The sequence below is a fragment of the Mesorhizobium sp. M0991 genome (assembly GCF_040318915.1).
Taxonomy (GTDB): domain Bacteria; phylum Pseudomonadota; class Alphaproteobacteria; order Rhizobiales; family Rhizobiaceae; genus Mesorhizobium.
On sequence record NZ_JAMYNE010000001.1, the window covers coordinates 751,820 to 769,630 of the forward strand.

Below are 17,811 nucleotides of genomic sequence, written 5' to 3' on the forward strand. Positions count from 1 at the left end.
CGGCGGACGATGAAAGCAGTGGGATGGCGGAATTGAAGTCGATCGAACCGTTGAGCAGACCGCCGCTCCTTCACGTCACCGTGCAGGAAAGCCTCAGGGCCTATATCGAAAGCAACCAGCTCAAGGCCGGCGATCCCTTGCCGCCGGAGACGTTCCTGGCGCAGCGGCTCGGCGTCGGCCGCAACTCCGTGCGGGAAGCCATCAAGGCGCTGGAATCGATCGGCATCCTGGAGACGCGACGCGGCATCGGCGTGTTCGTCAAGGAGTTCTCGTTCAAGCCGCTGCTGGATAACCTGGCATACGGTTTGCAGGATTCGCTGCGCGACGTCGAAGAGCTGCGCGAAATCCGTCGCGTGCTGGAAACCGGCCTCATCGCCAAGACGATCGAGATGATCAGCGCCGAGGACATCGAGGCGCTGCGCCAGTTGACCGAGCGCATGCGGCAACGTGCCGAGCGCCATGAGAGCTTCGCCGAAGAGGACCAGCAATTCCATCAGCTGCTGTTCCGCTGCCAGAACAATCACATGCTGAGCGCGCTGATCGACATCTTCTGGATAGCGTTCAACAAGGCCTCGAATTTCACCAATCTCGACAATCCGACGCCGCTGGCGACATGGCGCGACCATCACGAGATCGTCGAGGCTGTCGCCGCCAAGGATGTCGACCAGGCGCGTGGGCGGCTCGACGACCATTACCGGGGAATCCAGCAGGTTATCGCCAAAAACCGAGCAAGCTGAAGAACAACCTGACTATGCCAAGGGAGGAAACCATGCGCATCAGGACTATCGCATTCTCAGTCGCCGGGCTGCTGCTCGCCAGCATTGCCCCATTGACCAGTGTCCAGGCACAAAGCGCCAAGACCATTGCGGGCGGCTTCGACGTCGGCCCCGGCGGTTTTCCCAAGAACTTCAACCCGCTGGTCGCGACGGGCGGCTACACCTGGCTCAGCACCTATTTTGAACCGCTGGTCATCTACAATGCCGGGCTAACCGATATCGAAGGCGACCTCGCCAAGGACTACAAGATCAGCGACGACCAGCTGAGCTATACGTTCAACCTGGTCAACGAGACCTGGCATGACGGCAAACCGTTCACCTCGAAGGACGTCAAGTTCACCCTCGAGCTTGCCAAGAACAAGGCCTCCGGCAGCCTGTTTGCCGCCCGCCTCGCCAACATCGCCTCGGTCGATGCACCGGATGACCACACCGCAGTGGTGAAGCTATCGAAACCGAACGGCTCGTTTCTATCGATCCTCTCGCAGCTGATGATCCTGCCGGAGCATGCCCTGGCCGCTCTGCCGCCGGAATCGCTGGCGACAAGCACCTGGTGGTCGACCGCTCCGGTCGGCACCGGCCCGTTCAAGTTCAAACGCTACGTGACCGACCAATACGTTGAACTGGCAGCCGATGACGATTATCGCGGCGGCAAGCCGAAGGTAGACGTGCTCATCAACCGCTATTTCGAGTCGCCGGCGGCGGCCGTCGCCGCGCTCCGCGCCGGCGAGATCCAGTTCACCTATGTCGAGCCCGACGATGCGGCATCGTTCAAGAGCGACAGCAATTTCAAGGTGATCGAAGGTGCCTCCTATGTGGTCAACTATATCGGCCTGAACCAGAAGGTCGACCTGTTTAGGGATATCCGTGTCCGCCAGGCGATTATGTATGCGATCGACCGCAACGCGATCATAGACAGCCTCTATGGCGGTGCCGCCAAGCCGGCCAATTGCGGCTATGTCGCGCCGCATCTGGTTCCCGCAGGCCTCGAACCCTATGCTTACGATCCGGTAAAGGCCAAGGCGCTGCTGGCCGAGGCGGGCTGGGACAAGATCAACGGCGACAAGCCGATCACCTTGCTGACCTATTACGGCTCGCCACAAGCGGCCAATGTGATGGCCGCTGTCCAGTCGATGCTGGCCGAGGTCGGCATCAATGTGGTGCCGCGGGTTGTCGATACGCCGACCTATAACGGCATCGTCTACAAGGAAGGCACGCCGGACTGGAACGCATTTCCGATGGTCTATGCCGGCCTGCAGAACGGCCCCAATCCAGCCGGCCTCAATCCCGGCCTCAACAAGTCGCAGATCCCGCCGGCAGGCTTCAACACCATGCGTATCGAGTTCGACGACCTGAGCACCGCGTTGGACGCCGCGCTCGGCCAGACCGATCCGGCCAAGCTCGACGCCTCCTGGCAGGAGGTCTGCAAGGTGATGAACAAGGAGCTGCCCTGGGCGACGTTGTGGGTGGCCAACCGCTATGGCGTGGCCTCCAACAAGCTGCGTGACTTCGTCTGGACGCCGGCGCCGGGCGGCGGCCCCTACGCAGCTCACCCCGAGCGCTGGGACATCCAGTAAGAACCCCGCAACCAAGCGAGCAGGCGGGACCACTTTGGCGCCGCCTGCCACCGCCACGGAAAGCCCATGTTGAGCTTCATCGCCCGCCGCAGCGCCACAGGATTGCTGATGCTGGTCGCGCTCAGCGTCCTCATCTTCATCCTGTTGCGGCTGGCGCCGGGCGATCCGATCGACGCCTACATCAATCCCTCTGTGCCGATGTCGGCTTCCGACCTCGAGGGCCTGCGCGAACGGCTCGGGCTCGATCGGCCGCTTCCCGTGCAATATCTCGCCTGGCTGCGTGCGGCGCTGAGCGGTGACTTCGGCTATTCGATCCAGCGCAGCGGCGTTGCCGTGCTGCCACTGGTCATGGATCGCATCGGCCCGACCGCGCTGCTGATGGGCACGGGCCTGGCGATCGCCATCGTGCTCGGCATTTCCGCCGGCATTTTCAGCGCGGTGCGCCGCAACGAACCGTCTGACATCGCGCTGTCGGTGCTGTCGTTCATCGGCATCTCCAGCCCGGCTTTCCTGACGGCGCTGCTTGGCCTCTATTTCTTCTCGGTGCTGCTGCGCTGGGCGCCGTCCGGCGGCATGCAGACTGCCGGTGCGCCGTTCTCGGCGACGGATGTGCTTGCGCACCTCGTCCTGCCCGCCTGCCTGCTGTCCATCGGCCATGCCGCGCTGATCATGCGTTACATGCGCGCCTCGCTGCTGGAAGTGCTCAACCAGGATTACGTGCGGACGGCGCGTGCCAAGGGCGTGCGCGAGTTCTGGGTGATCATCAAGCACGCGACCCGCAATGCGCTCTTGCCAGTCATTACCCTGATCGGCTCGACCGTCGGTATCGCCATCGGCGGTGCCATCTTCCTGGAAAGCGTGTTTAACTGGCCGGGCATGGGACTGCTTCTGGTCAACGCCGTCGGCACCCGCGATTACCCGGTGATTATGGGCGCCACCCTGGTGATCGGCGTTTGCGTCATCCTGGTCAACCTCTTGACCGACGTCGTCTATGCCGTCGTCGACCCGCGCATTCAGGTGGCTTGATGGCAATCACCGCGCCGGACCCATCGGTCGACCCGGCCGCCGTGTCGAAAACCAAAGGCCCGCTTCGCCGCGCGTTCGACCGCTTTTTTGAAAACCGTGCGGCGCGCGCCGGGCTTTTGATCGTCATTCCAGTCCTGCTGGCGGGTTCGACCTATCCTCTGTGGTGGCCGTTCGGCCCGAACGCCATCGACCTCAGGGCGATGAACAAGGCGCCGTCCGCCATTCATTGGCTGGGCAGCGATGGCGTCGGGCGTGATGTCATGGCCCGGTTGCTGCAAGGCGGGCGGATCTCACTGCTGGTTGCCATCTGTTCGGTCGCTATCTCGACCGTCATCGGCTTCCTGGTCGGCGCCGTCGCCAGCTTTGGCGGGCGTCTCGTCGACGGAATGGTGATGCGCCTGGTCGATCTGGCGATGACGCTGCCGCCGGTGATCTTCCTGCTAGTGCTGGCTTCGATTGCCGGCACCGGCATCGCCCCGACCATCCTGGTGATCTCGCTGCTCTCCTGGCCGGTGCTGTCGCGCATGGTGCGTGCCCGGCTGCTCGAACTGCGCGAGCGCGACTTCGTCGTCGCCGCCCGCGGCATGGGGGCGGGGCTGCCGCATCTGCTGTTCCGGCACGGCCTGCCCAACTGCATCGATATCCTGGTCGTCTACGCCACCTTGCAGATCGCCAACGCCATCCTGCTCGAGGCCGGCCTGTCCTTCCTCGGCCTTGGCATCGCGCCGCCCGAAGCCAGCTGGGGCAACATGCTCAATCTCGCCCGCTCCACCGTCGTGCTCGAACAATACCCGTGGCAATGGATGTTCCCCGGCGCCGCACTGGTGCTCACCGTGCTCGCCATCAATTTCATTGGCGACGGCTTGCGCGACGCATTCGACCCTCGTTCCGATCTCAACTGACCTCAAAGGTTCATCAAAATGCCCCTGTTTACCGGCGTCGTGCCGCCTGTCGTTACTCCGCTCAATTCCGACTTCAGCATCGATTTTGCGTCGTTCACCCGGACGATCGAAAACCTGCTCGACGGCGGCGTTCACGGGCTGTTCGTGCTCGGCTCGACCAGCGAGGTGGTCTTCCATGACGAGGCCGGCCGCAGGGCCATCATCGAGCACGCGGTGAAGGTCAATAACGGCCGGGTTCCGATCTTCGTCGGGGTGATCGATCCGACGACCGATCGTGTCATCAACCACGCCCGCATCGCCAGATCGGCCGGCGCCGACGCCATCGTCGTCACCGCGCCGTTTTATACCCGCACCAGCCAGTCGGAGATCGGCGATCACTTCCGCTATATCAAGGATGCGATCGACATTCCGGTCATCGCCTACGATATCCCGGTCTGCGTTCACATCAAGCTGGAGCGCAAGACCACGGTCGGCCTCGCCAGGGAAGGCGCCATCGCGGGCATCAAGGATTCCAGCGGCGATGACGGCAATCTGCGTTACGTGCTCAAGGACATGGCCGATGACCCGGGTTTCTTCGGCATGACCGGCTCCGAGATCCTGGTCGACAGCGTGCTGGCCATGGGTGCGCATGGCGTCGTGCCGGGCCTCGCCAATGTCGACCCGCATGGTTACGTCAGGCTGTGGAAGCTGATGCAGGCCGGCCAGCATGCCGAGGCCCGGGTGGAACAGGAGCGGCTTTTAAAGCTGTTCGAGATCGTCTGGATATCGCTTGGCAGGACAAGCGCCGGCTCGGCCGGCGTCGGCGCCTTCAAGGCAGCGATGAAGAGCCTCGGCATCATCGCCTCGAACACCATGGCGCGGCCGCAACGCAGCCTGAACGAGGAGGAAACCGCGAAGATCGACATGATCCTTCGCGATGTGGGGCTGCTCCGCTGAGTGTCGCGCCGATCCTCTCGATTTCCGGCCTGCGCGCGGTGTTCCGCATTGCGGGGCGCGACATCGCGGCGGTAGCGGACGTCGACCTGACGATCGGCTCCGGCGAGACGGTGGCGCTCGTCGGCGAATCCGGATCCGGCAAATCCGTCACCAGCCTGTCGATCATCGGCCTGTTGCCGAAAAGGGTCGGACATATTGCTGAGGGATCGATCGCGCTACGGAGCAAGAGCGGCACGGTCACCGAGCTGACCAGCCTCGATGGCGAGTCGTTGCGCAAGATACGCGGCAACGAGATCGGCATGGTCTTCCAGGAGCCGATGACCAGCCTCAACCCGGTCTACACGATCGGCGAGCAGATCGCCGAACCGATCCGCATCCATCTCGGCAAATCGCACCGCGAGGCAGAAGCAGACGCTGTGCGGCTGCTGGAGCAGGTCGGCATTCCCGATCCGAAGCGGCGGGCGCGGCAGTATCCGCACGAGCTGTCAGGCGGGATGCGCCAGCGCGCCACTATCGCCATGGCCCTGTCCTGCGATCCAGGCTTGCTGATCGCCGACGAGCCGACGACCGCGTTGGACGTCACTATCCAGGCCCAGATTCTCGATCTTTTGGCCGAGCTGCAGGCGCAGCGCGGCATGGGCATCCTGTTCGTCACTCACAATCTCGGCCTCGTAGCCGAAATCGCCGACCGGGTAGCGGTGATGTATGCCGGGCGTATCGTCGAAACAGGTCCGGTGAGCGAAGTGTTCACCCGTCCGCGTCATCCCTATACCGCGGGGTTGATGCGCTCGGTGCCGCGGCTCGGCCAGGCCACGGCGCTGAAGGCGGCGGGAACGCCGCTGCCGACCATTGCCGGCAATGTTCCCTCGCTCGCCTTGCTGCCCAAGGGCTGTTCGTTCGCGCCGCGTTGCCCGATGGCTATCGCTGCCTGCCGCGCCGCGGTCCCGCCATTGTTTGCGGCGACGCCGACCCAGCAAAGCCGCTGCCTGCGTTGGGAGGAGCTTTGATGGTGGACGCCCCCTTCCTTTCGGTCAAAAACCTGACCAAGCATTTTGCGCCGACAGCGTTCTCGCGTGGCCCGGTGGTCAGGGCGCTGGACGATATTTCCTTTGATGTCGCGCGCGGCCAGGTGGTCGGCCTGGTTGGCGAATCCGGCTCCGGCAAGACCACGATCGGCCGCTCGGTGCTGCGTCTGATCGAGCCGACATCCGGCCAAATCAGCTATGACGGCACCGACATCACCAGGCTGGGTGCCGCCCAGTTGCGCCGCCAGCGCCGCAAGATGCAGTATATTTTTCAGGACCCCTTCGCCAGCCTGTCGCCGCGCATGACGATCGGGCAGATCCTCACCGAAGGCCTGGACATTCAAGGCATTGGCAAGAAGTCCGAGCGGCGGGCGAAGGCCGAGAAGGCGCTTGCCGCGGTCGAGTTGCCGGTCGACGCCTATGACCGCTACGCCCATGAATTCTCGGGTGGCCAGCGCCAGCGCATCGGCATCGCCCGTGCGCTGACGCTCGAGCCGGAATTCATCGTCGCCGACGAGCCGGTCTCGGCACTCGACGTCTCGATCCAGGCGCAAATCATCAATTTGTTGCGCGACCTGCAGCTCCGGCTCGGCCTGACCATGCTGTTCATTTCGCACGATCTGGCCGTCGTCGAGTACATCTGCAACACGGTCATCGTGCTCTATCTCGGGCGCATCATGGAGGTTGCGCCGGCGGCCGAACTCTATGCCCGGCCGCAGCATCCCTACACGCGCGCGCTGCTGTCAGCCATTCCGTCGCTCGATCCGCTGGCCAGGCAAGGCCGGCAGGTGCTCAAAGGCGATATTCCCAGTCCGGCGAACCCGCCGTCGGGCTGTGTTTTCCGGACCCGTTGCCCGTTTGCGCTGGAGGCTTGCGCCGGGGCTGTGCCGCCGCTGAGGGCGACAGCCGAGGGCCATCTGAAGGCCTGCATCCGCGACGACATCGCTTAGGTTTTCTGCCCTCTGCCTACGGGAGAACTTGGGCGAGATGGACAAGGTCGTCGGTCACGAAGTCCCAGCTCTCAAGAGGCGAGAGATCGGTCGTCTGCGCCGGGCCATGCTCTCTTGGCCGAGCAACAAAGGCGGTTCCGATACCGCACCTTCGTGCCGCGGCCAGGTCGTTATTATGCGCGGCGACTAACACGGCCTCCGAAGGTCGCACCCCCAGGATCTCCACTGCGCGGAGATAAGCCTGTGGCGCAGGCTTGTAGGTGCCGAACACATCCGAGCCAAGGACGGTGTCCCAAGGCAGGCCGGCGCGCTTGGCCATATCCAGTAACAGCCGGGTATTGCCCCCCGAAAGGGCGCGATGATGAAGCGTTCCTTCAGCCTCGCAAGGCCTTTCAGCGAATCGGGCCACGGCTCCAGCCGGTGCCAGGCGAGATTGAGTTCCTCAAGTTCGGTGGCTGGCAGCGCGGATGGGGTCAGCCCGAACTGGATGAGAGTGGCGTCCAGATTCTCCCGGTTGATCACGTCGAGTGAAACAAAAGGCCGGTGCCCTGTCCGCACCGCCTCGGTCGAGGCGTCATAGCGCAACGCCCACGCATCGGCGAATTCACCCAGGATCGACCTGCTGTGCACCATTTCGCGCTAGGAAGGCGCCGGCCTCCCTTGCGATACCGCTGCGCCAGTCAACGACGGTTCCCAGAACATCGAAGAATAGGACTCGAGTAGTGGTCATATTGAGCTTCCCGGTCGGGGTTGCGGTGCGTGTCCTGCCGCATCGGTCGCGATAGGACGGATCGGCCTCGTCGAGCTGCTGATCAGATAATCGAGATGTTTAAAAGCCTGTCGCGACGGTGGTTCCCCGACCTCATTGAAACGACGTCGACGCCAACCCATATGCAATCCGCGTCGGATGTTTCCTCCCATTCGTCCGGCGCGTTCCCCTCTGAAGGTTTTCGACCTTCATATCTGGCCGGGCTTTGCAGCCCGGCCTTTTTTCTGCGGGGGTGGGTGAGCGAGCCGAGATCATGGGCCAGGCGTGCCCAGCGTATCGATGCGTTTCGCCAGCGCCGCGGGATCGCCAACCACGCGCAGCGTCTTCAACCGCGCGGTGTCGCCAGCGACGATCGAGACCGCTGAAGCGGCCACGCCAAGCGCCTTGGCGACCAGCCTTTCCAGCGCTCGATTGGCGGCCCCGTTTTCCGGCACGGCGCGGACGCGGGCTTTTAAATAGCTTCGCCCATCCGCCGATGTCTCGATCCCCTCCAGCCTGTCCATCGCCGCTTTCGGCGTCAGCCGGACGAACAGGTCGATGCCGTCGGTGCGCGTGCGGAACGGCGCGCTCATGGGACGCCTGAACTCAGACGACCAGCGAAAGCACGGTGGTGAGCAGGAACTGCCGGATGAAGAACAGGATCAGCAGCAGGATGATCGGCGAGATGTCGATGCCGCCGAGATCGGGCATGAAGCGGCGGATCGGCCGCAGCGCCGGCTCCGTCAGCCGATAGAGCATGTTGCTGATGGTATCGACGAACTGGTTGCGGGAGTTGACGACGTTGAAGGCGTAGAGCCAGGAAAATATCGCCGAGGCGATGATGATCCACCAGTAAAGGTCAAGCGCCATGACAATGGTCTGAATGAGGGCGATCATGCCGGTCTCCGATTGTTGCCGACATGTAGCCACTGTGGGGGAAAGCGGCAAGAGCCGCCTTCCGCCGCATGGCGAAGCCGGACCAACGGCCGAACGGCATTTCGGCAGCAAGCGCAGCCTTGACAGGAAACCGCAGCGGCCGATAAAAGCCCCATCCGCTGGACGGGGCTGTAGCTCAGCTGGGAGAGCGCGTCGTTCGCAATGACGAGGTCAGGAGTTCGATCCTCCTCAGCTCCACCAGCGGATTTTTCGAATCCCTTGCCTGCTTGCATGCCGAAGACCCGCTCATCGCCGGGTGGATTCACATCGGCGACGTAAAGGTCCTCTACACCAGTAGAGTATGCGGCCTATTGCCACTGCGCCTCATCCTTGCCAGACTTGGCCCGTCTTCAAAACCGAGGGGAATTCACTATGACCAGCACGACAAGACGTGATTTTGTAGGTCTTACAGGAGTGGCAGCGACTGCCCTGGTCGGTGCTGTTGCAACACGAGCTACCGCTGCTGAAACCGACGTATCGCCATCGTTCGACGAGGCTCTTCAAGAGTACAGTCAAAACAACACAGAAAGGACTAGATCAAAGCTGGCGATCTATGTGGTGCTTTCTCATCTGCACGCCAGCCTCGAGGAGGAATTTAGTGACCTTGGGCTAGAGCTGCCTTTAGGAAAAAAGGCCTTGCCATCGAATCTGCCGGCCAATTTCGAGGACGCGCAGGTTGCACCCCTTCCTTGGCTCTTCAAGCCCTCGGAAGTTACCGACCAGGAACGAAACGGCTATGCGACGATTGCAATGCGAATGAACGCAGTGATGGCAAGACACACCGCCGACGTGAGTATCGGGGTTTCGCATATCATGTCACACAAGGGATAACCGCGACCCTTGCCGGCGAGCACGGCACGTCAGGCGAGCACAACGCCGGCCGGCGATTTGTTGTTGCGGGCGAATCGATTACCTGTTTTCGCGAGGCGACTGCGCTGCGAGAGTCCTCACAATGGATAAATCCTTCCGGGACGCGCCGCGCGAGATAGCAAAGCTCTCGGCACCCCGGCCAGTGGGAATTGTCAGCCGTCCGCGCGTAGTGGCGCTGCTCTCGCAGGCCCTCGACAGCGGTGCATGCTGGCTGGCGGCGCCTGGTGGATACGGCAAGACCACCGCGGTGATCGACTTTCTGGAACAAGGCGGGCTGGAACACGGCGGGCTGAAGCAAGGCGAATCGGCGTACAACTGGTATCGCGTCGACACCGAGGACCAGGACGTTGCGCGCCTTTTCCACTATCTGACGCTGTCGCTCGACGGCAGGCATGCCGGCATGCCCGTCTTCGGTCCGGAATATGCCGACAATTCCGACGATTTCGCGCGGCTGTTCTTCCGCACCTATTTCTCGCGGCTTGATCCCGGCACGATCCTGGTCCTCGACGATCTGCATCGTGCCGACGCGCCAGGCTTCCGCCGGACGCTGGCGATCCTGTTGCGCGAACGCCCCAACACCATCCGCTGCATCTGCACATCGCGGATGCTGCCCGAGGGCGATGTCGCCGACCTCGTGCTGTCGGGACAGTTGCCGGTCCTCAACCAAACGCTGCTGGAGTTTTCGCCTGCGGAGGCACGCAACCTCGTCGCCGCCCGCTCGCAATCGCCGTCCGAGGTCGGCGACATTTCGGAGGCGCGCGGCTGGGCGGTGGGCCTTCTCCTGCTGGCCAACGCCGGAATGTACTACCCGCTTTCGCAGACCGGCCTTGCCGGAGGCGCCGGCCTTCGGGAGATTGTCGGACGTTATTTCCTGCGCGACATCGCGCCGGAGGACCAGGATCTGCTTATCAGGCTCAACCTTCTGCCGGAGATCAGCACGGAGCTTGCCGATGCGTTCCTGGGCTCGCCGCAGGCTGCTCGCCTGCTGGAGCGGCTGCAGCAACGCCAGCTGCTGATCACGCGCGACGGTCCGGGCGGCGCCGCCTTCCAGCTGCATGACTTGTTGCGCGAATACCTTGCCGGCCTGCTGGACTGGCGCGTGACGGAAGCGGACCGTTCCAGGCTGCGCGAGCAGGCAGCAAAGGTCCTGCACGAGGCAGGCAAAACCGACGCGGCAATCTTGCTGGCGTTGCAGGCGAGCGCCTGGCCGCTGGCACGCCAGCTCATTCTGGAGTGCGCTAACGGCGTTCTCTCGCAAGGGCGCCGGGCCAGCTTCGTCGAATGGTGCAACAGGCTGCCGTCCGACCAGATGGACGGGTGGGTCCATTATTGGCTGGGCGTTGCCTTCGCATCGGACGATGCGAAGGCCGAACCGCACTTCTCCAAGGCATGGCAAGCATTCGAGAACACCGACATGCGCGGCCAATGCCTGACCGTCGCGCGGGCGGTCGTGGTCAAGACCGCCAGCTGGCGTACGCATGAGGGGCTGGCGGAGTGGACGCGCCGAGCCTCACAGCTTCTTGCCAAGGGATTGCCGGATTTGGATCCGGAGGAACTCATGATGGTCAGGCTCGGCATCCTGCGGGCCATCGATTTCGCCGAACCTGGCGAATTCGAAGCCCACGACGCGAAGCGCCTCGTGAATGATATCCAGCAGCGCCTGATACGTCTGCCGATCGAGGATTCGGTCGAGTTGCGCCTGCTGGCAAGCGAAGCGCTCATCGACTACGCGACCTCGTCGGGGCAGCGCGACATTTTTGCCAATGCCGTGGACAGCGTTGCCGCCGATCTCGAACATCCGGATATCCCGCCGCTGGTGCTCGGCATGTGGCTGGTGTCCTTTGGCTCGGCCAGCGGCCGTTACTTCCCCTATTCGCGGCGCGGCTTTGTCTACGACTCGGCCGAGGATGCCTTGCGACGAGCCACGACCATAGGGGAGCAACATGCCTTGCGGGGCGTCGAGTTCAGCGCCCTCTATCAGCTTCAATTGCTGATGAAGCTTCACAACAACTTCTCGGAGTTCAATGCGCTGGTTTCCCGCCTGGGCGAGATTGCGGACAGCAGGTTCACAACCCAGGTCGCGGTGGTCGCCGATTGCCATGCGGCGATGCACACGCGCAATGGCGACTTCGATAAGGCCTATCTCGACTGCGATGTCTTCATGGATGCCATCGAGCGGGCGAACGAGCCGATGATCGAACGCTGGCCGCATTACGTCACCAAATACCAGGTCCTGCTGGCCGATCGGCGTCCGGCGGAGGCCATTGCGCTACTTCAGGAAATCGTCGAAAGGCTGAGCGGCGGCCCCCGCCAGCGTGTCGAACTGAGCATTCTGGCCGCCCAGACCCTGGAGCAGAAGTGGAACGGCGGCGCGCCCTATGGCGCTCGTCTGGCTGAATTCATGGAGGCGTTGCGCGAGGTAAACCCCTCCGCAATCCTGCTCAACCTGCCGGACTTATTGGCCGATCTGGTCGCCGACGCGCTGGAGCGAAAGATCGACATCGATCTCTGCCGCCGCGTCGTTCGGGCGCGATATCTGGTCCCGCCCGCTGGCCGACCCGCCCAGTGGCCTTGGCCGCTCAGGATCCACTTGATGGGAGGCTTCCGCCTCGAGATCGATGGCGCCGAGGTCGCGCCCGGTGCCAAACCTACCCGCGCGCTCGACATATTGCGCATTATCTGCCTGTCGAGGGACCAGGTCTGTTCTGTGGAAACCCTGCAGGATTGGCTCTGGCCCGACCTCGACGGCGACCAGGCCAAAGCGGCCTTGGAGCAGGCGCTACATCGTTTGCGCAAGTTGCTCGGGCAAGGCGAACTCGTAACGCTGAGAGAAGGCCGTTTGCGGCTCGCTGCCGACAAGGTCTGGATCGATCTGCAGGATTGGGAAGACCGGCTGAAACGCGTCCTGTCGGGCCGAAGAGACAGCGCAATCGAGGAGCAGGAGATGCTGCTGGAAGGCTTTGTCGGCCCGCTTTTCTCGAATGGCCCGACGCCCGCCTGGTCGAACGCCGCGGCCGACCGGGTGCGGGACGGGTTTGTGGAGCTTGCCGTGCGGATCGCCAAACACTGGCAGAGCCAAGGCAACGCGGATCGGGCACGCCAGGCGTGCCGGCGTGCCCTCGATTTCTACCCGGAATCGGCCAAACTCCATGGCACGCTCATCCAGGAGAGCCTCTCCAGGAACGACCATGCCGGCGCCATCGAGGATTACCGGCGCTATGAACGCGCGCTCGCTTCGACCGGCGATGACGAGCCCTCGCCTTTGCTGCGTTCGCTCGTGCGCCCGTTTCTCTAGACCGGTTCATCGTTTCACGGAAACGCCGAACCGCTCTATCTCTTATTTTTGCGCAATCCCGGACGGAAAACCGTTTCACACTTTTCCTGGAATTGCTCTGGCGCAGCTCGGAACTCCGTAAGCCGTCCGTAAGTCGCGGTCTGGGAACCTCGGCCCGTCGATCACAACCGATCGCCGGAGGCCTGAAGCCCCCGATACCAACACTCACAGGAAGGAAAAAGGTCATGCCGTATACTGCCAGAGCAACTTCGAGAGTGCGTGCCGGCGCCGCCCGCGCTGGAGCCACAAGACTTTCCGATCAGCTCAGGATCGGGCCTTGGTCGCTCCTCTCGCCGGAAGCCGTCATACAGCAAAAGTACAACTCCCTTGGAGGCGCCGGCTTCGCTGAGATCGACCGGAAGGACACTGGAAAAGCCTGGTATCTCAAGAATGGCTTATGCATTTGCTACAACGATGCCATGCACAACGCCTTTGAGATCCATGGCGAAATCTATAGGAAATGGATCGCACTTGGCGGTCTCGCGTGGGGGATTCCCTGCACCGACGAAACCGGAACTCCCGACGGCGTCGGCCGATACAATCACTTCAACAACAACACTGCCTCAATCTACTGGACGCCGAATACCGGTGCTCAAGCGATTTGGGGGGCAATTCGCGGCAAATGGGCAGCAATGGGCTGGGAGCGCTCTGTTCTCGGCTATCCGGTCACCGACGAAACCGGAACTCCCGACGGCGTCGGGCGCTACAACCATTTTGCCAACGCCGGCTCGATCTACTGGACGCCGAACACAGGAGCCAACGTGGTTTACGGCGACATTCGAAAGAAGTGGGAAAGCTTGGGCTGGGAGCGGTCATATCTGGGGTACCCAACCACCGACGAGACCGAATTTGCCGAAGGAGGCCGCGCCAATTTGTTTGAAAACGGCGGCATATACTGGTGGCCCGACACCGGCGCGATCGACCTTCGAGATGTCGTCGTCCACTATACCGGCCTCCATTGCTTCGGCGAGACCGACTGGGATCAGGGATCGAGTGCGGATGAACCATATGTCATCGTCAGCGTGACAACGCCGCAGATCGCCGACACCAAGCGCAGCCAGGTCTACGGCGACGTCGATGCCGGAGATACAAGACCCGACCTTATGGAAATCTATCGAGGCAAGCCCTACGGCATCAATATCGGTACGGTGCTGATGGAAAACGATTTTGGCGATCCCAACAAATACAAGGACGAGGTGCAGAAGATCGTCATGGGCGTCCATACGGCCGGTACGCTTGCTTTGGGCCTCATTCCGGTAGCGGGACCTATCATTGCTGCTATCGCCGGCCCGGCCCTAGGAACCTTGATGCCATCGATCGGCGGCGCCATCAGCGATCTCTTCGACTGGGGCGATGACAGGATCGGGAGCACGACAGTGACCATCTCCGCAAAGCAGATGGTGTTGCTCGCGGCACGCACGAACAATACCACCTTCAATGGGATTGGGTTCAAAGTGGAAACACCCCTGATTTCCGGCGACGGGGCTTCCTACAAAGCCTATTTTGGCTTTGTGCCTGCCTAGGCCAATCGCCCCGGCAAAAAGCTTGCCGGGACAATCAACTTACCAGCCCCGCCTTTCCGTTGGCGGGGCTGACAGTTCGCGACTGAGAGATTTATTTCCGTAGCGGTCGTCGCAAGGCTCGGTCCAGATGCGGCAGCGCCGATCAGCATAGCGGGCAAGCTGTCGTTGCCATCCCCCGCACAGCCCGTAGCGCCGCCATCAACCCGGCTCCTTCGGCCGGAACGATGGAGACCGCATTAAGGCAGTCACCTCAACGACGCGGCCGCAGCCAACGAGGCCGAGCGGGACCGGCGGAAACCGGATCAGGCGGTGCGCAACCCGACGCCATGACAGCCGACATCAATCAGATGGAAAGAGAACGGTGACAAGAGCGGGCATGCATCACACCAGCCCGCGCTTGGCCATCATCGCTTCCGGGGAAGGCATCTTGCCGCGGAAGGCGGTGTAGAGTTCTTCCGGGTCCTTTGAGCCGCCGGCGGCGTAGATGTTCTTGCGCAACCGCTCGGCCAGCGCCGGGTTGAAGGGATCGCCTGTTTCCTCGAAGGCGGCGAAAGCGTCGGCGTCGAGAACTTCCGACCACATGTAGGAATAGTAGCCGGCCGAATAGCCATCGCCGGCAAAGATATGGCCGAAATGCGGGGTGCGGTGACGCATGGCGATGGTGTCGGGCATGTTGAGCCCTTCGAGCGTTTCGGTTTCGAAACCAAGCGGCTCTTGCGGCGCATCCCGCCGCGCATGGTAGGCCATGTCGACCAAGGCCGAGGCGGTGAACTCGACCGTGGCGAAGCCGGCGCCGAAAGTGCGCGCCGCCAGCATCTTGTCGACCAGCGCCTTTGGCATCGGCTTGCCGGTCTTGACATGCAGCGCATGCCTTTCCAGCACTGCCGGCACCGTCAGCCAGTGTTCGTAGAGCTGCGAGGGCAGCTCGACGAAATCGCGGCTGACCGAGGTGCCAGCGACCGATGGCCAGGTAACGTCGGTGAGCATGCCGTGCAGCGCATGGCCGAACTCGTGGAACAGGGTCTTGGCCTCGTCAACCGATAGCAACGCTGCCTCACCGGCCGGCGGCTTGGCGAAATTCATGATGTTGTAGATGACCGGCTTGGAGCCATCGCCAAGCTTGTAGCCGGATTTCAGCGCGCTCATCCAGGCGCCGGAGCGCTTCGAGGGTCGCGCGAAATAATCGGCAAGGAACAGGCCGCGCTCGCTGCCGTCGGCATTCTTCACCACGAAAACCCGAGCGTCCGGGTGCCAGGTGGCAATGCCCTTCTTTTCCTCGAAAGAAATGCCGAACAATCGCGTTGCAACGTCGAAACAGGCCTCGATGATGCGGTCGAGCTGCAGATACGGCTTCAGCTCGGCCTCGTCGAAGGCGAATTTCTCTGCGCGCAGCTTCTCCTGATAGAAGCGCCAGTCCCAGGCGGCGAATCTCTCGTTGCTGCCGGCCTCGGCCGCCAGCCGCTGCAATCCGGCCTGGTCGCTTGCGGCCTTTTCCACCGCCTTTTCCCAGACCGGATCGAGCAGCGCGTGCACCGCCTCCGGCGTCTTGGCCATGGTATCGTCGAGCTTCAATGCGGCGTAGGAAGGATAGCCGAGCAGCTTCGCCTTCTCGGCGCGCAGGCGCAGCATGTCGCGCACCACTTCCGTGTTGTCGGTAGCGCCGCCATTCTGACCACGCATGATGAAGGCGCGGAACGCTGTCTCGCGCAGGTCGCGGCGTTCTGAGAAGGTCGAGAACGGCTCGTAGATCGAACGCGACAAAGTGACCGCGTAGCGGCCCTTCTGGCCGCGCATCTCGGCGGCTTCCGCCATCGAGCTTTTCAGGAATTCCGGCAGGCCGGCAAGGTCGGCCTCATCGAGGAACAGCGCCCAGTCGCGCTCGTCGGCAAGCACGTTCTGGCCGAAATTGGTGCCGAGCGACGACAATTCCTCGTTGATCGAGGCGAGCCGCTTCTTGCCTTCGGCGTCGAGCCTGGCGCCGGAGCGGACGAAGTTTTTCCAGGTCTTTTCCAAGACTCGCAGCGTTTCGGCATCGAGCTTCAAGGCATCGCGGCGCTGATAGAGATCGTCGATGCGGGCAAACAGCCGCTCGTTCATCGAAATCGCCGAGAAATGCCGCGACATCTTTGGCGAGATGTCGCGCTCCAGCGCCTGGATCGCCTCATTGGTGTGGGCGCCGGCGCGGCACCAGAAGATCGAGGAGACATGGTCGAGCGCCTCGCCGGCAAGCTCAAGTGCGGCAAGCGTGTTTTCGATCGTCGGCGTCCGGGTGTTGCCGGCAATCGCCTCGATCTCGGCTTCATGCGCCTTCAGGGCGGCGTCGAAGACCCGAGAAAAATCGCCATCGCCGATGCGCGTGAAATCGGGCAGGCCGAGCGGCCCTTGCCATGCGGTCAGCGGATGGGCGGCGAGGTCGACGGTGGACGGCATGGACAAACTTTCGCTGAGTGGGAGGTGGATCGTCACCGATGTAAGGCGGCGGCCGGCTCCACGCAACAGCGCCTGGTAGTGCTAAAGCGTGGCCACATGGTGCTGCGAGTATCGTTCGAGCCGAATTCAATGCCTACCAAGATATTATCTTGTAACATGCATTTTATTTCGACGGAGGCTTCCACTCGCATCCTGACACCATCCAAAGGAACCTTAATGAGAGTAGAATTCCATGGCCTCACCTTCGACCTGCCTGCCGGATGGGTAGACATAGCCGGCGATCTTCCTGAGGGATCGCCACCTACCTTAGCCAAAGAAACGGACGGCTGCGGCGCGATTCAATTCTCAATTGCGAAGTATCGTGGCGGAGAAAAACCAAACGTAGACTTTAACGCTCTGAGAACGTTTATGCTCCAGTTTTGTCAGAATAATTCCATAGATGCAGGGAATATCACAAAGAACGAGTCCGAAAGCATAATCTCTGTTGGCGTATTGTCCGACACCGATGATCAATTGTTGTCTGCCTGGTATTTGTCGAATGGGAATGATGTTGTATTCATGACATACCTTGGTATGGCTAATGATACAGATTGCCTGAAAGAATTGGACGTTGCCCTAGCAATCGTGTCGTCTATATCGTTTTAGAGACCTCGATATTGGGTGGAATTACGGGAACTACGATGACAGTGCGCTTTTTAGGTCGTGAACCCATAAATGGGAATGAGGGAGATGGGTGAAAAGCGATCGTTGCGTCGTTTGACAGATCGCGCATATTGTCGAG

The 17,811-nt window shown here is 62.1% G+C and carries 15 protein-coding genes and 1 tRNA gene; 12 read left to right on the forward strand and 4 right to left on the reverse strand.

Features of this window, described 5'->3' with window-relative positions:
* Positions 1 to 23: 23 nt before the first annotated feature.
* The 7 genes from NKH70_RS03765 to NKH70_RS03795 all read left to right on the forward strand — a co-directional run bounded on the left by NKH70_RS03765 (position 24) and on the right by NKH70_RS03795 (position 7,189).
* A complete protein-coding gene (locus NKH70_RS03765; RefSeq protein WP_352669398.1) occupies positions 24 to 737 on the forward strand; it encodes a FadR/GntR family transcriptional regulator in 714 nt (237 codons plus the stop codon).
* A gap of 32 nt (positions 738 to 769) precedes the next feature.
* The gene (locus tag NKH70_RS03770; RefSeq protein WP_352718397.1) at positions 770 to 2,350 is read left to right on the forward strand and encodes an ABC transporter substrate-binding protein; all 1,581 of its coding nucleotides are present in this window, start codon (positions 770 to 772) and stop codon (positions 2,348 to 2,350) included.
* Positions 2,351 to 2,416: 66 nt separating this feature from the next.
* Positions 2,417 to 3,376 carry an ABC transporter permease gene (locus NKH70_RS03775; protein ID WP_352718394.1) on the forward strand — a complete coding sequence of 320 codons (960 nt, stop codon included), beginning with the start codon at positions 2,417 to 2,419 and terminating at the stop codon, positions 3,374 to 3,376.
* Complete coding sequence (locus NKH70_RS03780) at positions 3,376 to 4,278, forward strand: ABC transporter permease (RefSeq protein WP_353024817.1); 903 nt, start codon at positions 3,376 to 3,378, stop codon at positions 4,276 to 4,278. The genes NKH70_RS03775 and NKH70_RS03780 overlap by 1 nt, the downstream gene beginning before the upstream one ends.
* 18 nt (positions 4,279 to 4,296) lie before the next feature.
* A complete protein-coding gene (locus NKH70_RS03785; RefSeq protein WP_352718390.1) occupies positions 4,297 to 5,214 on the forward strand; it encodes a dihydrodipicolinate synthase family protein in 918 nt (305 codons plus the stop codon).
* Complete coding sequence (locus tag NKH70_RS03790) at positions 5,211 to 6,221, forward strand: ABC transporter ATP-binding protein (protein ID WP_352718531.1); 1,011 nt, start codon at positions 5,211 to 5,213, stop codon at positions 6,219 to 6,221. Before NKH70_RS03785 ends, NKH70_RS03790 begins: the two co-directional genes overlap by 4 nt.
* A complete protein-coding gene (locus tag NKH70_RS03795) occupies positions 6,221 to 7,189 on the forward strand; it encodes an ABC transporter ATP-binding protein (RefSeq protein WP_353024818.1) in 969 nt (322 codons plus the stop codon). Before NKH70_RS03790 ends, NKH70_RS03795 begins: the two co-directional genes overlap by 1 nt.
* Before the next feature lie 16 nt (positions 7,190 to 7,205).
* Here NKH70_RS03795 and NKH70_RS03800 read toward each other — a convergent pair whose 3' ends face one another.
* From NKH70_RS03800 to NKH70_RS03810, 3 genes are all read right to left on the reverse strand, one after another.
* Positions 7,206 to 7,598 carry an HAD family hydrolase gene (locus NKH70_RS03800; RefSeq protein WP_352912938.1) on the reverse strand — a complete coding sequence of 131 codons (393 nt, stop codon included), beginning with the start codon at positions 7,596 to 7,598 and terminating at the stop codon, positions 7,206 to 7,208.
* Positions 7,599 to 8,209: 611 nt separating this feature from the next.
* Positions 8,210 to 8,530, reverse strand: a complete 321-nt coding sequence (locus tag NKH70_RS03805; RefSeq protein WP_352912937.1) for a DUF167 family protein — start codon at positions 8,528 to 8,530, stop codon at positions 8,210 to 8,212.
* A 13-nt stretch (positions 8,531 to 8,543) separates the two neighbouring features.
* Complete coding sequence (locus NKH70_RS03810; RefSeq protein WP_023678162.1) at positions 8,544 to 8,834, reverse strand: YggT family protein; 291 nt, start codon at positions 8,832 to 8,834, stop codon at positions 8,544 to 8,546.
* A 164-nt stretch (positions 8,835 to 8,998) separates the two neighbouring features.
* On the opposite strand from NKH70_RS03810, the gene NKH70_RS03815 reads away from it, so the two are divergent.
* From NKH70_RS03815 to NKH70_RS03830, 4 genes are all read left to right on the forward strand, one after another.
* Positions 8,999 to 9,074, forward strand: a tRNA-Ala gene (locus tag NKH70_RS03815).
* A gap of 171 nt (positions 9,075 to 9,245) precedes the next feature.
* Complete coding sequence (locus NKH70_RS03820) at positions 9,246 to 9,704, forward strand: hypothetical protein (protein WP_352912936.1); 459 nt, start codon at positions 9,246 to 9,248, stop codon at positions 9,702 to 9,704.
* A gap of 121 nt (positions 9,705 to 9,825) precedes the next feature.
* Positions 9,826 to 13,038: an AfsR/SARP family transcriptional regulator gene (locus NKH70_RS03825; protein ID WP_353024819.1), complete on the forward strand. Its 3,213-nt coding sequence runs from the start codon at positions 9,826 to 9,828 to the stop codon at positions 13,036 to 13,038.
* Between the two features lie 92 nt (positions 13,039 to 13,130).
* A complete protein-coding gene (locus NKH70_RS03830) occupies positions 13,131 to 14,600 on the forward strand; it encodes an LGFP repeat-containing protein (protein WP_353024820.1) in 1,470 nt (489 codons plus the stop codon).
* 381 nt (positions 14,601 to 14,981) lie between these two features.
* On the opposite strand, the gene NKH70_RS03835 is transcribed toward NKH70_RS03830, so the two are convergent.
* Entirely contained in the window at positions 14,982 to 17,030 is a 2,049-nt protein-coding gene (locus NKH70_RS03835; protein ID WP_352912933.1) for a M3 family metallopeptidase, read from the reverse strand.
* 216 nt (positions 17,031 to 17,246) lie between these two features.
* Between NKH70_RS03835 and NKH70_RS03840 the strand changes: the two genes are divergently transcribed.
* The gene (locus NKH70_RS03840; RefSeq protein ID WP_353024821.1) at positions 17,247 to 17,675 is read left to right on the forward strand and encodes a hypothetical protein; all 429 of its coding nucleotides are present in this window, start codon (positions 17,247 to 17,249) and stop codon (positions 17,673 to 17,675) included.
* The last annotated feature ends 136 nt before the right edge of the window (positions 17,676 to 17,811 follow it).

Excerpts from the sequence above, each read along its gene's own strand:
- NKH70_RS03765 (WP_352669398.1), top strand. The coding sequence starts at position 24 with ATGGCGGAATTGAAGTCGATCGAACCGTTGAGCAGACCGCCGCTCCTT.
- NKH70_RS03770 (WP_352718397.1), top strand. The coding sequence starts at position 770 with ATGCGCATCAGGACTATCGCATTCTCAGTCGCCGGGCTGCTGCTCGCC.
- NKH70_RS03775 (WP_352718394.1), top strand. The coding sequence starts at position 2,417 with ATGTTGAGCTTCATCGCCCGCCGCAGCGCCACAGGATTGCTGATGCTG.
- NKH70_RS03780 (WP_353024817.1), top strand. The coding sequence starts at position 3,376 with ATGGCAATCACCGCGCCGGACCCATCGGTCGACCCGGCCGCCGTGTCG.
- NKH70_RS03785 (WP_352718390.1), top strand. The coding sequence starts at position 4,297 with ATGCCCCTGTTTACCGGCGTCGTGCCGCCTGTCGTTACTCCGCTCAAT.
- NKH70_RS03795 (WP_353024818.1), top strand. The coding sequence starts at position 6,221 with ATGGTGGACGCCCCCTTCCTTTCGGTCAAAAACCTGACCAAGCATTTT.
- NKH70_RS03805 (WP_352912937.1), bottom strand. The coding sequence starts at position 8,530 with ATGAGCGCGCCGTTCCGCACGCGCACCGACGGCATCGACCTGTTCGTC.
- NKH70_RS03810 (WP_023678162.1), bottom strand. The coding sequence starts at position 8,834 with ATGATCGCCCTCATTCAGACCATTGTCATGGCGCTTGACCTTTACTGG.
- NKH70_RS03820 (WP_352912936.1), top strand. The coding sequence starts at position 9,246 with ATGACCAGCACGACAAGACGTGATTTTGTAGGTCTTACAGGAGTGGCA.
- NKH70_RS03825 (WP_353024819.1), top strand. The coding sequence starts at position 9,826 with ATGGATAAATCCTTCCGGGACGCGCCGCGCGAGATAGCAAAGCTCTCG.
- NKH70_RS03835 (WP_352912933.1), bottom strand. The coding sequence starts at position 17,030 with ATGCCGTCCACCGTCGACCTCGCCGCCCATCCGCTGACCGCATGGCAA.
- NKH70_RS03840 (WP_353024821.1), top strand. The coding sequence starts at position 17,247 with ATGAGAGTAGAATTCCATGGCCTCACCTTCGACCTGCCTGCCGGATGG.